The 14,104-nt window shown below is 66.6% G+C and carries 16 protein-coding genes; 10 read left to right on the forward strand and 6 right to left on the reverse strand.

Annotation, left to right across the window (positions count from 1 at the left end; translation table 11 throughout):
- Nucleotides 1–241 precede the first annotated feature (241 nt).
- Both AC04MD_RS04750 and hemN read right to left on the reverse strand, forming a co-directional pair.
- Nucleotides 242–997, reverse strand: coding sequence for a helix-turn-helix domain-containing protein (locus AC04MD_RS04750; RefSeq protein WP_475496185.1), 756 nt, complete (start codon nucleotides 995–997; stop codon nucleotides 242–244).
- A gap of 19 nt (nucleotides 998–1,016) precedes the next feature.
- Complete coding sequence (gene hemN / locus AC04MD_RS04755) at nucleotides 1,017–2,414, reverse strand: oxygen-independent coproporphyrinogen III oxidase (RefSeq protein ID WP_475496186.1); 1,398 nt, start codon at nucleotides 2,412–2,414, stop codon at nucleotides 1,017–1,019.
- A gap of 158 nt (nucleotides 2,415–2,572) precedes the next feature.
- Between hemN and AC04MD_RS04760 the strand changes: the two genes are divergently transcribed.
- From AC04MD_RS04760 to AC04MD_RS04795, 8 genes are all read left to right on the forward strand, one after another.
- Complete coding sequence (locus AC04MD_RS04760; protein WP_475496187.1) at nucleotides 2,573–3,817, forward strand: molybdopterin molybdotransferase MoeA; 1,245 nt, start codon at nucleotides 2,573–2,575, stop codon at nucleotides 3,815–3,817.
- Nucleotides 3,814–4,389 (forward strand): molybdenum cofactor guanylyltransferase, encoded by a 576-nt coding sequence (gene mobA, locus AC04MD_RS04765; protein ID WP_475496188.1) that lies wholly within the window; start codon nucleotides 3,814–3,816, stop codon nucleotides 4,387–4,389. The genes AC04MD_RS04760 and mobA overlap by 4 nt, the downstream gene beginning before the upstream one ends.
- An 82-nt stretch (nucleotides 4,390–4,471) precedes the next feature.
- A complete protein-coding gene (locus tag AC04MD_RS04770; RefSeq protein WP_336188569.1) occupies nucleotides 4,472–4,642 on the forward strand; it encodes a periplasmic nitrate reductase, NapE protein in 171 nt (56 codons plus the stop codon).
- A 3-nt stretch (nucleotides 4,643–4,645) separates the two neighbouring features.
- Complete coding sequence (napF, locus tag AC04MD_RS04775) at nucleotides 4,646–5,158, forward strand: ferredoxin-type protein NapF (RefSeq protein ID WP_475496189.1); 513 nt, start codon at nucleotides 4,646–4,648, stop codon at nucleotides 5,156–5,158.
- Nucleotides 5,155–5,484 carry a chaperone NapD gene (locus AC04MD_RS04780; protein ID WP_475496190.1) on the forward strand — a complete coding sequence of 110 codons (330 nt, stop codon included), beginning with the start codon at nucleotides 5,155–5,157 and terminating at the stop codon, nucleotides 5,482–5,484. The genes napF and AC04MD_RS04780 overlap by 4 nt, the downstream gene beginning before the upstream one ends.
- On the forward strand, nucleotides 5,468–7,960 hold the full coding sequence (gene napA / locus AC04MD_RS04785; RefSeq protein WP_475496191.1) for a periplasmic nitrate reductase subunit alpha: 2,493 nt from the start codon (nucleotides 5,468–5,470) through the stop codon (nucleotides 7,958–7,960). The genes AC04MD_RS04780 and napA overlap by 17 nt, the downstream gene beginning before the upstream one ends.
- A 10-nt stretch (nucleotides 7,961–7,970) precedes the next feature.
- On the forward strand, nucleotides 7,971–8,528 hold the full coding sequence (locus tag AC04MD_RS04790; RefSeq protein WP_475496192.1) for a nitrate reductase cytochrome c-type subunit: 558 nt from the start codon (nucleotides 7,971–7,973) through the stop codon (nucleotides 8,526–8,528).
- Between the two features lie 3 nt (nucleotides 8,529–8,531).
- On the forward strand, nucleotides 8,532–9,131 hold the full coding sequence (locus AC04MD_RS04795) for a NapC/NirT family cytochrome c (protein WP_475496193.1): 600 nt from the start codon (nucleotides 8,532–8,534) through the stop codon (nucleotides 9,129–9,131).
- A 205-nt stretch (nucleotides 9,132–9,336) separates the two neighbouring features.
- Here the strand turns inward: AC04MD_RS04795 and AC04MD_RS04800 are convergent, their stop codons facing one another.
- Both AC04MD_RS04800 and AC04MD_RS04805 read right to left on the reverse strand, forming a co-directional pair.
- The gene (locus AC04MD_RS04800; RefSeq protein WP_475496194.1) at nucleotides 9,337–10,548 is read right to left on the reverse strand and encodes a hypothetical protein; all 1,212 of its coding nucleotides are present in this window, start codon (nucleotides 10,546–10,548) and stop codon (nucleotides 9,337–9,339) included.
- Nucleotides 10,549–11,035: 487 nt separating this feature from the next.
- Nucleotides 11,036–11,944, reverse strand: a complete 909-nt coding sequence (locus AC04MD_RS04805) for an NAD(P)/FAD-dependent oxidoreductase (protein ID WP_475496195.1) — start codon at nucleotides 11,942–11,944, stop codon at nucleotides 11,036–11,038.
- 175 nt (nucleotides 11,945–12,119) lie between these two features.
- On the opposite strand from AC04MD_RS04805, the gene AC04MD_RS04810 reads away from it, so the two are divergent.
- A complete protein-coding gene (locus tag AC04MD_RS04810; protein WP_475496196.1) occupies nucleotides 12,120–12,482 on the forward strand; it encodes a hypothetical protein in 363 nt (120 codons plus the stop codon).
- Here the strand turns inward: AC04MD_RS04810 and AC04MD_RS04815 are convergent, their stop codons facing one another.
- Entirely contained in the window at nucleotides 12,483–12,746 is a 264-nt protein-coding gene (locus AC04MD_RS04815) for a hypothetical protein (protein ID WP_475496197.1), read from the reverse strand. It abuts the gene before it with no gap.
- A 39-nt stretch (nucleotides 12,747–12,785) separates the two neighbouring features.
- On the opposite strand from AC04MD_RS04815, the gene AC04MD_RS04820 reads away from it, so the two are divergent.
- A complete protein-coding gene (locus AC04MD_RS04820; RefSeq protein ID WP_475496198.1) occupies nucleotides 12,786–13,790 on the forward strand; it encodes a magnesium transporter CorA family protein in 1,005 nt (334 codons plus the stop codon).
- 1 nt (nucleotide 13,791) lies between these two features.
- Here the strand turns inward: AC04MD_RS04820 and AC04MD_RS04825 are convergent, their stop codons facing one another.
- Nucleotides 13,792–13,968, reverse strand: coding sequence for a hypothetical protein (locus tag AC04MD_RS04825; RefSeq protein ID WP_165688562.1), 177 nt, complete (start codon nucleotides 13,966–13,968; stop codon nucleotides 13,792–13,794).
- Between the last annotated feature and the right edge of the window lie 136 nt (nucleotides 13,969–14,104).

Raw genomic sequence — 14,104 nt, forward strand, 5'->3', positions numbered from 1 at the left:
CCTCGGGAAACGGCCGCATCATCGGCGCGCCGGCCCGGGGGCTCCATGACGCAGGTCAAGTGGGGAGCGGATCGGACGGTGTGCTCTCTGTAGGAGCGACGTGAGTCGCGACCGCGCCCCGATACACCTTGGTATTCAAGGTGAAGAATGCGCCGCAGCGCGCCCGGCTGGCGAATGACGGGTTGTTCGACGGTTTGGCCGTGCGGTCGCGACTGACGTCGCTCCTACAAGGGATCCGACCTCAATTCCGCAGCACGCTCAGCGCGAGGGCTTCCAGGCGGGGCAGGTCGAGGATCTCGACATCGCGCTGCTTGATGTGCAGCAGGCCTTCCTGCTCGAAGCGGCGCAGCACGCGGCTGACGGTTTCCGGGGCTTGGCGCAGGTAGTTGGCGATGTCGGTACGCGCCATGGTCAGCTGGAACCGGCGCGGCGAGAATCCGCGCGCGGCCAGCCGGCGCGACAGGCCGATCAGGAACGCGGCCATGCGCTCGTCGGCGGTATTGTCGCGGGCGAACAGCGAGGCCACGCCGATGTCGCGGCTCATCAGCTTGAACAGGTGCTGCTGCAGGTTGGGCAGGCGCGTGGCCAGCAGTGCGATCTTCGGGAACGAGAAGCGGCACAGCATCACCGTGTCCAGGGCGATGGCGTTGCAGGGATAGCGGTCGCCGTGGATCGCGTTCAGGCCGATGACTTCGCCGGGCAGGTGGAAGCCGAGCACCTGCTCGTGCCCGTTGCGGTCGATCTGGTAGGTCTTCACCGTGCCCGCGCGCACCGCGGCGATGGCGCCGAACGGATCGCCCTCGCGGAACACGTGTTCGCCTGCGCGAAGCGGGCCGACGTGTTCGACCAGCACATGCAGGTCCATCAGCGCCCGCTTGTCCATGCCCTCGGACAGGCAGGCCTGCGAGAACGCGCAGGTGGAGCAGAAGCTCAGCGCATCGCCGTCGTCGGCGACGATGCTCGCATCCGTGCGCGGAAAGACCAGCGGCGAGCTCATGCGGACACTCCCGGAGTGGTCAGACGGTGCGCGAGAAGCGAGGCGTCGAGGCTGCAGCGGTGGGCAGGTAGCGGTCGAAGCACATGGCGATGATACGCAACAGCATCCGCCCGCGCGAGGTGGCCTGCAATCCGTCCGGGCGCAGTTCCACCAGTCCGTCGTCCTGCAGCGGACGCAGCCGCTGCAGGGCGTCGGCGAAATAGCTCGTGAACTCGATCACGTGCCGGCGGCCCAGGTCGCGATAGTCCAGCGTGCCATGGCACATCAGCTGCTGGATGACGTCGGCGCGGATCACGTCGTCTTCTTCCAGCCGCATGCCGCGCCACACCGGCAGATGGCCCTGGTCGATGGCCTGCTCCCAGCTGCCCAGGTCGCGCGGGTTCTGGCTGAAGCTCGGGCCGATGTGGCTGATCGCGCTGACGCCAAGCCCCAGCAGGTCGCTCTCGGCGTGCGTGGTGTAGCCCATGAAGTTGCGGTGCAGGTCACCGCGTTGCTGGGCCAGCGCCAGGCTGTCGCCGGGCAGGGCGAAGTGGTCCATGCCGATGTAGACGTAGCCGGCTTCACCCAGCTTGTCGATCGCGCATTGCAGCAGGCCCAGCTTCACCTCCGGCGAAGGCAGGTCGTCCGCGTTGATGCGCTGCTGCGGGCGGAACATCGACGGCAGGTGCGCGTAGCTGTAGATCGCCAGGCGGTCGGGGCGCGCCTCCAGGGTGATGTCGAGCGTGCGCGAGAAGCCCTCAAGGCTCTGCTTCGGCAGGCCGTAGATCAGGTCCACGTTCACCGACTGCAGGCCATGCGTGCGGCAGGCGTCGATGATCGCCAGCGTCTGCTCCACGCTCTGGATGCGGTTGACTGCACGCTGCACTTCGGGGTCGAAATCCTGCACGCCCAGGCTGGCGCGGTTGAAGCCGGCGGCGGCGAGCGCGCCGACGTCGTCCGGGGTGATGAAGCGCGGATCCAGTTCGATCGAACAGTCCAGCCGCGCCGGTGCGGCGAAGGAGAAGTGCCGCCGCAGCACGTCCATCACTTCGGCGATCTGCGCCGGGGTCAGGAAGTTGGGCGTGCCGCCGCCGAAGTGCACCTGCTCCACGTCGCGGTCGCGGTCGAACAGCGCCGAGGCCATCGCCACTTCGCGGTACAGCCGCGTCAGGTAGGCCGCGCCGCGCGCGGTGTCGCGGGTGATGATGCGGTTGCAGCCGCAGTAGAAGCACGGGCTGGTGCAGAACGGGATGTGCAGGTACAGCGACAGCGGCCGCGGGATGGGGTCGCCGTTGCTGGTCGCTGCCATGGCGCGCAGGTCGCTCTCGTCGAAACCGGGCGAGAACTGCGGCGCCGTCGGATACGAGGTGTAGCGCGGCCCCGGCGTGTCGTAGCGCCGCAGCAGGTCGGGATCGAACAGGGAGGACAGGTTGGCCATGGAGGCAGCCTAGGCCCGCACCACGCGACTGTCCTTGATATGGGTCAATCGGCTGCGGCTTGCGGTCGCAGGTTCAGTCGCATGAAGGCGTGGCGGCGGCTGGCAAAGGCCGGCGGCCGGCACTAGGCTGGGCTAGGCGTTGTCGGCGAGGGGGCAGGGTGATCGGTTACCGGGAGGCGGTGGAGCGGCTGTGCGGCGGCGCGGACCGGCTGGGCGTGCAGCCCTGTGCCCCGGGCGATGCCATCGGCCGCGTGCTTGCCCACGAGGTGGTCAGCCCGGTGGCGCTGCCCCCGTTCGACAACGCGGCGCTGGATGGCGTTGCGCTGGTCGCGGCCGGACGGCCGGATGCCACGGCGCAGGTGTGGGAGATCGGCGCACGCATCGCCGCCGGACAGCCCGCGCCGCAGGACGACGCGTCCGCCTGGGAGATCATGACCGGAGCCCCGTTGCCTGCGCGCGCCGACACGGTGGTGCCGGTGGAGCGGATAGAGGCCTTGCCTGCCGCCGCGTCGGGCGCTTCGCGCATACGCGTGCAGGGAGACGTGGTGGTGGGCGCGAACATCCGCCGCTGCGGCGAAGACGTGCAGCCCGGGCAGTGCGTGCTGCCGGCCGGCCATATGCTGGATCCGGCCGCGTTGATGCTGGTCGCCGGGCTGGGCATCGAGCGCATCCGGGTGGCGCGGCGTCCGCGCGTGGCCGTGCTCGCAACCGGTGGCGAGATCGTGGCGGCGGGCACGCCGCTGCCGCCGGGCGGCATCCACGATGCAACCTCGCCCTACCTGCGTGCCGCACTCGCCGCGGCAGGTGCGGAAACGGTCTTCATGCGGCGCGTCGGCGACGAGGTTCCGGTCTTCCAGGCTGCGGTGGACGCCGCGCTGGCCGAAGGCGCGGACCTGGTGCTCAGCACGGGCGCGGTGTCGAAAGGGTGTTACGACTTCGTGCCGTCCGCGCTGCAGGCGCGCGGCGCCGAAACGCTGTTCCATGGCGTGGCGCTGCGTCCGGGCAAGCCCGTGCTGGCCGCGCGCCTGCGCGAAGGCGCGATGTTCGTCGGCTTGCCGGGCAATCCGCTGTCCACGGCGGTGGGCTTGCGCTTCCTGGTGGAGCCGCTGCTGCGCGCCTGGCTGGGTCTGCCGCCGGAAACACCGTGCTGGCTGCCGCTGGCCGATGACTGCCGCTCGCGCGCCGGACTGCATGCCGTCCTGCATGGCGCGTTGCGCTGCGACGGCCATGGTCGCCTGCGTGCGCATGTGGCGCAGGCGCAGGCGTCGTTCCGCCTGTTGCCGTTCTCGCAGGCGACGGCATGGATCACGCTGCCGTCCGATCTCGGCGACGTGGCCGCGGGTACGTCCGTGCAGGTGCATGGCCTGAGCCATCTGCAGCAGCCCGCCTGGATGCCGGCATGAGCCAGGCATCGCCCGCATGGCGTGCGGTGCTGCTGGCAGGCGGACGCTCCTCGCGCATGGGTACGGACAAGGCCTTGCTGCCGTGGGGGAACGGCACGCTGTTGACGCACATGCGCGGCATGCTGATCGACGCAGGCGCGGTCGAGGTCATCGTCAGTGGGGATCGTCCTGACGTGGGCGGCGTGCCCGATGCGACGCGCGATACCGGCCCGATGGGGGCGCTCTCACAACTGGCATCGCGTCTGACCGACGGTGCATGGATCGTCGTGCCCGTGGACATGCCGTTGCTGTCCACGGACCTGTTGCAGGCGTTGCTGTCCGTCGATGCGGCATGCGCCTGCGTGGAAGGCCATCCCCTGCCGATGATGCTGCGCGTGGACGACGGCATGCGCGCGCTGATGCGTGCCGTGGGCGCGCGCGCCGGCCGGGAGCGCTCGCTGCGGGCCCTGCAGCAGGGCATCGACACGCAGCATCTGCCTGCTACGCACTTCGATCGGGCATTGCGCAACTGCAACACGCCTGAAGAGTGGATCGCACTGCAGCAATCGGCGACCCAGGCCTGCAGCGGATGAGCGGGTCGGACGCGTTACATTAATGTGATAGCCTGCGTCCGCAGCACCGTCGCACCCAGTACCCACCCACAAGGTAGGCATCATGGAGCAGGGCGAAGGAACAGCCGTTGCAAGCAGACAGCAGGAGCGCCTGGCGTTCCTGCTGCTGACGCTGGTCGTGTTCCCTCTGATGGCGATCCTGTTCGTCGCCGGCTACGGCTTCCTGGTGTGGATGTGGCAGCTGCTGTTCGCCGGGCCGCCGACCGGGCCCTGAGCGATGGACGACATCCGTTCTCCTTCCCGTCGTGCCCTGCTGTTCGGTCGTGTGCCGGCCACGCCGCCACCTGCCGCATGCCGACCGCCGTGGTCGAAGTCAGAACCTGAATTCCTCGCCGCGTGCACGCGCTGCGATGCCTGCGTGCGCGCCTGCCCCGAGCAGGTGCTGTTGCGCGACGCCGACGGCCTGGCGCGCTTCGAGGCGCGCGCGGGCGAGTGCACGTTCTGCGGCGACTGCGTGGCCGCGTGCGGCAGCGGTGCGTTCGAGCCCGCGCGCGATCCGCCGTGGACGCTCGTGGCCGGCATCGCCGATACCTGCCTGTCGGCACAGGGCGTGGTCTGCGCCAGCTGCCGCGAGGTGTGTCCCGCATCCGCGATCCGTTTGCCGCCCGGCGCGCGCGGCGCCGCCACGGTCGATCCCGAAGCATGCACGGGCTGCGGCGCCTGCGTCGTTCCCTGTCCCGTGGACGCCATCGCCCTGCATCACGCACCCGCCATGGAGGCCCTCGCTTGAACGCACCCGCTCCCGATGCCGAAGTCCACATCGCCAGCTTCGTCGTCCAGCACCGCGAAGCCGCGGCCGACGCACTGGCGGTGATGATCCGCGAACACGCCGACCTCGACCTGGCGCTCGCCGGCGGCACGCGCAGCGTGGTCATCTGCGAATCCGCCGACCGCCATGCGGTGATGGCGCGCGTGGACCAGCTGCAGGCCGTGCCGGGCGTGCTGAACGTGCTGCTGGTCTACCACCACGCCGAGCCCGCGCACGCGCTCGACGAGGCACTGCCTCCCCTGTCCATCCTGTCCGCGACCGGAGATGCCCATGAGCACACGTCGTGAATTCATCCGCCACAGCGCGCTGGCCACGGCGGCCGCCGCGGCCGGCCTGCCGCTGACCGGCACCGGCAGCAACGTCGTCACCGAAGGCGACCTGACCACGCTGAAATGGGACAAGGCACCGTGCCGCTACTGCGGCACCGGCTGCGGCGTGAACGTGGCGGTGAAGGAGGGGCGCGTGGTGGCCACGCACGGCGACGTGCACGCCGAGGTCAATCGCGGCATCAACTGCGTGAAGGGCTACTTCCTCTCCAAGATCCTGTACGGCGCCGACCGCCTGACCCAGCCGCTGCTGCGCAAGAAGAACGGCGCCTACGCCAAGGACGGCGAGTTCACCGCGGTGAGCTGGGACGAGGCCTTCGACGTGATGGCCGCGCAGTTCAAGCGCGTGCTCAAGGACAAGGGCAGCGACGCCATCGGCATGTTCGGTTCCGGCCAGTGGACGATCTTCGAAGGCTACGCGGCCAACAAGCTGATGAAGGCCGGGTTCCGCAGCAACCACATCGACCCCAACGCGCGCCACTGCATGGCCTCGGCGGTGGCGGGCTTCATGCGCACCTTCGGCATGGACGAGCCGATGGGCTGCTACGACGACATCGAGGCGGCCGATGCGTTCGTGCTGTGGGGTTCGAACATGGCCGAGATGCATCCGATCCTGTGGACGCGGGTGACCGACCGCCGCCTGTCGCATCCGCACGTGAAGGTGGCGGTGATGTCCACGTTCGAGCACCGCAGCTTCGAGCTGGCCGACATCCCGATCATCTTCAAGCCGCAGACCGACCTGGTGATCCTCAACTACATCGCCAACCACATCATCCGCACCGGCAAGGTCAACAAGGCGTTCGTCGACAGGCACACCACCTTCAAGCGCGGCAACGACGACATCGGCTACGGCCTGCGCCCCGAACACCCGCTGGAGGTGAAGGCGAAGAACGCCAAGGACCCCAACGGCGGGCAGCCGATCGGCTACGAGGAGTTCGCCGCCTTCGTCGCGCCGTACACGCTGGAGAAGGCCGTCGAGATGACCGGCGTGGAACGTGGCTGGCTAGAGCAGCTGGCCGAGCTGTACGCCGACCCGAAGACGAAGGTGATGTCGTTCTGGACCATGGGCTTCAACCAGCACACGCGCGGGGTGTGGGCCAACAACATGGTCTACAACATCCATCTGCTGACCGGGAAGATCGCCACCCCGGGCAACAGCCCGTTCTCGCTGACCGGGCAGCCGTCGGCCTGCGGCACGGCGCGCGAGGTGGGCACCTTCAGCCACCGCCTGCCGGCGGACATGGTGGTGACCAACCCCGAGCACCGCAAGCATGCCGAGGAGATCTGGAAGATCCCGCACGGCACCATCAATCCGAAGGTGGGCTACCACGCGGTGGAGCAGAACCGCGCGCTGAAGGACGGCAAGCTCAACGCGTACTGGGTGATGGTCAACAACAACATGCAGGCGGCGGCGAACCTGCGCGAGGAGACCTGGCCGGGGTACCGCAATCCGGACAACTTCATCGTCGTCTCCGATGCCTATCCCACGGTGACGGCGCAGGCGGCGGACCTGATCCTGCCCGCCGCGATGTGGGTGGAGAAGGAGGGCGCCTATGGCAATGCCGAGCGCCGCACGCAGTTCTGGCACCAGCTGGTGAAGGCGCCCGGGGAGGCGCGCTCGGACCTGTGGCAACTGATGGAATTCTCCAGGCGCTTCACCACCGACGAGTGCTGGCCGGCCGAACTGCTGGCGGCCAACCCGCAGTTCAAGGGCAAGACCCTGTTCGACGTGCTGTACCGCAACGGCAACGTGGACCGGTTTCCGACCGCCGACATCGAGGCCGGTTACGCCAACGACGAATCGGCGCTGTTCGGCTTCTATGTGCAGAAGGGCCTGTTCGAGGAATACGCCGCCTTCGGCCGCGGCCATGGGCACGACCTGGCGCCGTTCGACGACTACCACAAGGCGCGCGGCCTGCGCTGGCCGGTGGTGAAGGGCAAGGAGACGCGGTGGCGCTACCGCGAAGGCGCCGATCCTTACGTGAAAGCGGGGAGCGGTTTCGAGTTCTACGGCAACAAGGACGGCAAGGCGGTGATATGGGCGCTGCCGTACGAACCGCCGGCGGAATCGCCCGACGACGACTTCGACCTGTGGCTGGTCACCGGGCGCGTGCTGGAGCACTGGCATTCGGGTTCGATGACGATGCGCGTGCCCGAGCTGTACAAGGCGTTCCCCGCCGCGGTGGTGTTCATGAATCCGGACGACGCGAAAGACCGCGGGCTCAAGCGCGGCGACGAGATCATCGTGGCCTCGCGTCGGGGCGAGATGCGCTCGCGGGTGGAGACGCGCGGGCGCAACCGCATGCCGCGCGGTGTCGTGTTCGTGCCGTGGTTCGACGCGGGCCAGCTGATCAACAAGGTCACCCTGGACGCCACCGATCCGATTTCCAAGCAGACCGACTACAAGAAGTGTGCGGTCAAGGTCGTCGCCGCCTAGGAGGCTCGCCATGCAGAACAAGCAGCTGTGGATCGCGGTGGCGCTGACGGGCGTGCTGATGGCGCTGGTGTTCGTGGCGGGCTGGCTGGTAGGCCGGCCGAAGCACGCGGACGCCGTGGCCGACGCCGCACCCGTGCCGGTGGAGGCGCGCGCGGTGTTCATCCCCGGCGCGGGACAGATCGATGCGCTGCGCCGGGGCGTGCCCGTGGATCAGGAAGGGCATCCGCCGCCGCTGGCGCACGTGGAGAATGCCGACCTCAAACGCGCGCGCGCGTACCCCATGCAGCCGCCGACCATTCCGCACGCGATCGACGGTTATCAGGTCGACCGCAACAGCAACCGCTGCATGCTGTGCCACGCGCGGGCCAATGCGGCCACCTTCCAGGCGCCGCCGGTCAGCGTGACCCATTACATGGACCGCGACGACCAGTTCCTGGCGACCATCTCGCCGCGCCGCTATTTCTGCAACCAGTGCCACGTGGTGCAGACCGACGCGCCGGTGCTGGTGGCCAACCAGTTCCGCGACATCGACAGCGTGCTGTCGCCGCCGCCGACGGCGAAGGAGTAGCCCATGTGGTCACGGACCAAGGCGCGGATACGGGACCTGTGGCGCACCCTTCGACTGCCCAGCCGGCACTACAGCCTGGGCTTCCTGACGGTGGCCGGGTTCATCGCCGGCATCCTGTTCTGGGGCGGGTTCAACACGGCGCTGGAGGCCACCAACACCGAAGCGTTCTGCACCAGCTGCCACGAGATGCAGGACAACGTCTTCGAGGAACTGAAGACCACCATCCACTACAGCAACCGCTCCGGCGTGCGCGCGACCTGCCCGGACTGCCACGTACCGCACAACTGGACGGACAAGATCGCACGCAAGATGCAGGCCTCGAAGGAGGTGTGGGGGAAGATCTTCGGCACCATCAACACGCGCGAGAAGTTCCTGGACGAACGCCTGATCCTGGCCACGCACGAATGGAACCGGCTGAAGGCCAACGACTCGCTGGAATGCCGCAACTGCCACGACTACGACTCGATGGACCTCACCCGCCAGGGCTCGCGCGCCGCGCAGGTGCACAAGCTGTGGCTGGGAACGGGAAAGAAGACCTGCATCGACTGTCACAAGGGCGTGGCACACCATCTCCCGAACATGGATGGCGTACCGCAGGGGTAGGTGTGCCAAGGACAGGCGCGAAAAGGTCGATGTCCGCTTCTGGCCGGAAGCGGACTCGAGCGTCCGCGCCATCCGTTGCGCAGGCGCCCCAGGGGCGCCAGTGCAGCTACCCGTTTTCCGTGACGCGTCAGGCTGAACGCGGCGCGACGCCCGTTTCGCGTTCACCTCCGGCGCGACGCGACCGCCCGTACTTCGCGCGCGATCGTCACTGGATGGCGACCGTTACATCCTCGGGGAACCGGGCGCGCGAGCCATCCATCCGGCTTTCGGCATCTCGGCTCTCGTTCCACGTCCACTCGAAGTTCCCGGCGCTCGTGATCTGCCGGCCAGAAGCTACGGTACAGGCGGCGATGAAGCGCGCCTTCAGGCCTTGCACTGTGTCGCGCGCGATCCCGGACGATCCCGGCGGCAATGAGCGCTGGCCCCAGCCGGGCGGACCGGGACGGGTGATGACGTTCGAGTAGCAGGTCGGGTTTACGCTGTCGCCCGCTCGGGGTCTCAGACCGATGCTCATCACGAAGCGCAGCGGAGCAGCAGCGACGAACGTTTCGTCCGCCTGCGCGTGGGTGGATGTCGCGACGTTGCGCGACGGCGCCTCACTGGCTTCAGCGTCGACGTCACCACCAGCACGAACGCCGACCGCGTCAGAATCGACCTGTACGGCCGTCCCATTGCCGTGCGCCGCCTGCGCGAGTGTCATTCGTTCCGCTTGGACCATGGTGCGGTCCAGCTCGGCGCGTGACCGCGCTTCGTTGGCAGTTGCCACCTCTGTGGCCGCCGATAGCACAGTGTTCAAGCCGGCCATCGCGCCCATGAACGCGTCGTAGCGGCGCTCGGCCTCCTCGCGCCGCTGCGCCTCCGCCGCGGCGTAGATCGACTGCATGTCGCCCATGATTCCCGCCTCGCGCGCTGCGTCGATGGGAATAAGCGGCGCTTGGCGCTCGCCGTCCACACGGTTGCGGTGCATCAGCGCCACCGATCTATCGGGCCTTGCGATGAACGCCGTTACGAACGAGCCAAGCAGCGTCTTGTTGACGAACTCGACCGATCCATCTGCCGCGAGCGTGCCTTTGAAGTAAGGCTTTCCGCCATTCGCTTTCAGTAGGAGGGAGCCGTCGGGTTGCCTTTCGATCAGGTGCGTTCCGCACACCGCTCTCAGGTTGCGCAGCGGCCAGTAGCTGCACTGCGTCTGCGCGAGCACGTTGCCGCGCCACTGGAATTCGTGGAACGTCAGTTCGGTCGCATCGGAGCCGCGTGCACGCCCGGAGTTCCAAACGAACTTGCGACCCCCCAATTCGGTTAGCACGCCCCAACCAGCAGGCGTGCCGAGGGAACCGGCCTGGTCCTGCGCCGCCGCAGCCGGGCACAGCACCAAAAGCGCCGCGGCGAACGCCACGGCCATCAACTGTCGCTTCATCGTTGTCCCCTGTGCTGCGGCCGGAGGGCCTTCGCTGGCCGTCATGATAGCCCTGGAACCAAGAGGAATCCTGCGGGTTGGATCGATTCGGTGCCGGCGTGAGGTGCCGCACTCCGGACGCTGCAACGCGTTCTGGGCGATGCGGCGAGAGACGCCGCCTCCGTTGCCATCCGGGTCCGGTACTCTACAGACCTTATACCCCGCAAGGGCAAGCTAATCGGTGCGTTTCAAGCTCCTCGAGGTGCTGTCGTCGCACGCTCAGATGCGGATGCATCAAGCGCGACGCCGGATTGCCCCGCGTGACGACGGCCGGCCGACGTCCGCTTCCGACCCGAAGCGGACGTCAGGCTTGGATGCGCCGCGAGCGAAAACCGCTCGCAAGTTGGGCGATCGCTGCCCCAAAAGCCTGCTCTTCCGAGCTTCACCACGTCTCAGCACAAGGAGTGATAGGACGCGACGCCTAGATTTTTCGAGTGCAATGTTGGGCCTATGGCTTCGATCGATTTCGGCGTGCTTCGGGCAGAGCGCGGTGTATCGCGCTAGCGGCCACGGCCGCATGACCGTAGGCAACCGCAATCTGATTAAGATCAGTTACCACGTCGCCTATAGCGTAGAGTCCCGGACGGGTGGTTTCCATGTGCTCGTTGGTCAGCACCGCGCCGTCGGCGTCCACCATCGCACCCGCCTGTTTCGCCAAGTCGCCCCGGGCTGGCGCTCCCATGGCTGCGTAAACCAAGTCAAACCAATGGACGTGGCCGTTCGCATCGATGACTTTCCAGCCCCCGTCGATGCAGGCCAAGCTTTTGAGTGGAGCAAGGATCGCGATTCCTTGCGTGGAAGGAGTGTCGGACGGGTGCGCTCCCTCTTGCGGTATCGGAACGATGGTGACGTCTGCCGAGAAGGTGCTGAGGTAGTGGGCGTTGGCGGCGGCCTTGGCAAGAGGCCCTACTACGGCGAGCCGGCGATCCGTTGCTTCATAGCCATCGCAGAGCGCACACGATCGCAACAACCCACTTCGCAGTGCTTCTTCTGCGTCGCCGGACGAAAGCTCCGGCAGGCGATCCACCACTCCGGTGGCCAGCAGTACCGTGGGAGCGCTCCAATGCCCGGATTGCGTTTCAACGCGCCATCCGCCCGTTGTGGCATGCAAGGAGCCAATGCGCTGGGGCCGAATCGTTGCGCCATACGTTTCCGCTTGGGCCTTTAGTCGGCTGAGCAATTGATCGCCCGACACGCCCAAAGGAAAACCCGGACAGTTGTGGCTTTCGGGGATCCAGCGAGCCCGGCTCCGACCGTCGTCGAACACGACGACGCGACGATGCAAGCGGCGGAGGTAGGTGGCTGCGGTCAGCCCCGCAGGTCCGCCGCCAATGATGATGCAGTCGAGGTCCGTCATGGCGTCCTGCTGAAAAGGGTGGATGGCCAAGTTCTACGGTGCCATGAAAAGGCTGCGTAGGCATGAGGGGTGGCGAAGGTGACGCAGGTTTCACGGGTGGGAGGGTAGTGATGATCCGTGGCCCATGCTCGCGCGGCCACGCGGAGGCCTCTGGTGCGCGGGATGGAGTGAAACGATGGGACGGTTTGATTCTGAGCGCTTTCATCGCCTGGTGGAATTTCTCCACCGGTCGGGTGGGGTGGGCAAGTGTCTTCCGTATCCCGACATGACCCCCATTCCCGCCGGCTTCAACGACTTTGCCAGCCGGGATGCCGAGCCGGTGGAAGGCAACTGGGCGGATGTGTGCCCGGCCTACGCACTCGCCCTGATCTCGGTGGGCACCTATGGGCTTCCCCAAGATGACGCCGAGATGGAAGTGTTGTGGGACGAGCTTGGCGGCAATTCCACCAAGTTATGGCCCGAGGTGCGCGACATCGTCATTCGCTCGTGGGGCTGGCTGGACGCCCACCAGCCGCAAGGGACGAGCGATAGGGCTTGATCAGCCAGCGGTTCGTTTCTTCCGCCACACGACCCATTGGCCGATGACGGCTGTCAGGAGAATGAGGCTGTTGGTGGTGATGAAAACCCAGTTGTCGAGCAACCAGCTGTAAACGATGAATCCGACGGACGCCGCCATTTGCCCCAGAAACAGCCAGCGGGAAACCCCTTCCGCGTTCTCTTGAGTCGCTTGCTTGTGAATCTGCTTCACCAACGTCGCCATCAAAATGGCAGACGCTAGCCAACCGATGGCATCGGGCGACATGAAGAAACCCCTCAATCTGGATGACATAGGTAGGAAGGAATGACCGGCGTCACCGAAGTCACCGAGAAGCGACAGGTGCGAATGCAGGCCATGCTATTTGACGCCCAACGAGGAAACCGTGAAATCGGCGCGGATGACCTATTGGGGCAGGAGCGGTCGAGCGACCAACTGGTGTGGATCGACCTAGAAGACCCAAGTGAGGAGGACGTCCATGAGCTGGCCGCGCGCTTGTCCTTACCCTCTGCGGCGGTGGAGGGATACTTGGGGACGGAGACGAATCCCACACTGGAGAACTGCGGAAAGTGCTTCTGGCTTCGCGTGGTGGCGGTGGCCGACACATCCGGTCACGAGTTCACGGGAACCGTTCTAACCATCGTCGCCGGTTCCAACTTCGTGGCTACCTTGCATCGCACCCCGGTGGAGTTCCTGGAAACGTTCCGCCAAGGGATGGCGTCGAAAGGTGGGGTGGGAGCGTTGGGATCCGGCAGCTTTGTGGCCGCCCTGCTGGACTGGCATCTGGGAACCTACTTCGAAGCGGTGTCACGCTTTGAATTGGCCGTTGAGCGACTGGAAGTCGAGGTGCTCTCCACGGAGCCGCGCGATTGCTTGGCCGAACTTCGGCTGCTCCGGAAGGGCGCTTCCCGCCTGAGGCGGATGCTCGCCCCACATCGGATCGTGTTCACCGCCTTGTCGCGCCCGGATTTCCGACCAGAAGAAGATGAGCTGACCGACCGCCACTTTCGAGTCCTGGACACTCACTACGAACGCGCCATGGACATGGTGGAGAACGCCCGGGATTTGGTGGTGGGCAGCTTCGAGCTGTTCAGCAGTCAAACCGCCTTGGCTGCCAACGAGACGATGAAAGTGCTGACCTTCGTCACGGTGGTGGTCGGCGTGCTGGCCGTCATCGGTGGCGTTCTGGGGACGAATTTCGAGGCGCCGTTCTTCAAGACGGGCGTCCTAGGCTTTTCTGTCGCGGTCGCCTTGATGCTGATCCTGGCGGGCATCTCCGTCTTCTTGGGGAGGAGGAGACGCTGGATCTAGGTCACTCCGGGGCCTTGGCAGGCACGAAGGGAGACACCGGATCGCTGGCGGGGAAGGTTTCCTCCAGGGCTTGGTCCTGGTTCTCGCTCTCGTGCTGCTTGCGCTCCTGGCGCTTGGCACTGCTTTCCTCGCAGTCCACTGATTCACCCGGTGCGGGCGTGTCTTTACGGTCTCTCATGGCAGTGCTCCTCAGGGGTTAGACCCATTGAAGTCCTCGCCGCGTGTAAGCGACGTGGTGTTACCACCCATGAGAGTTCACGGGGCGGTTACAAGGGTTGGCGTGGACTGAAGTTCTTCCCTTGATGCCCTCTCAA

This window comes from Pseudoxanthomonas sp. LjRoot206 (assembly GCF_056175725.1).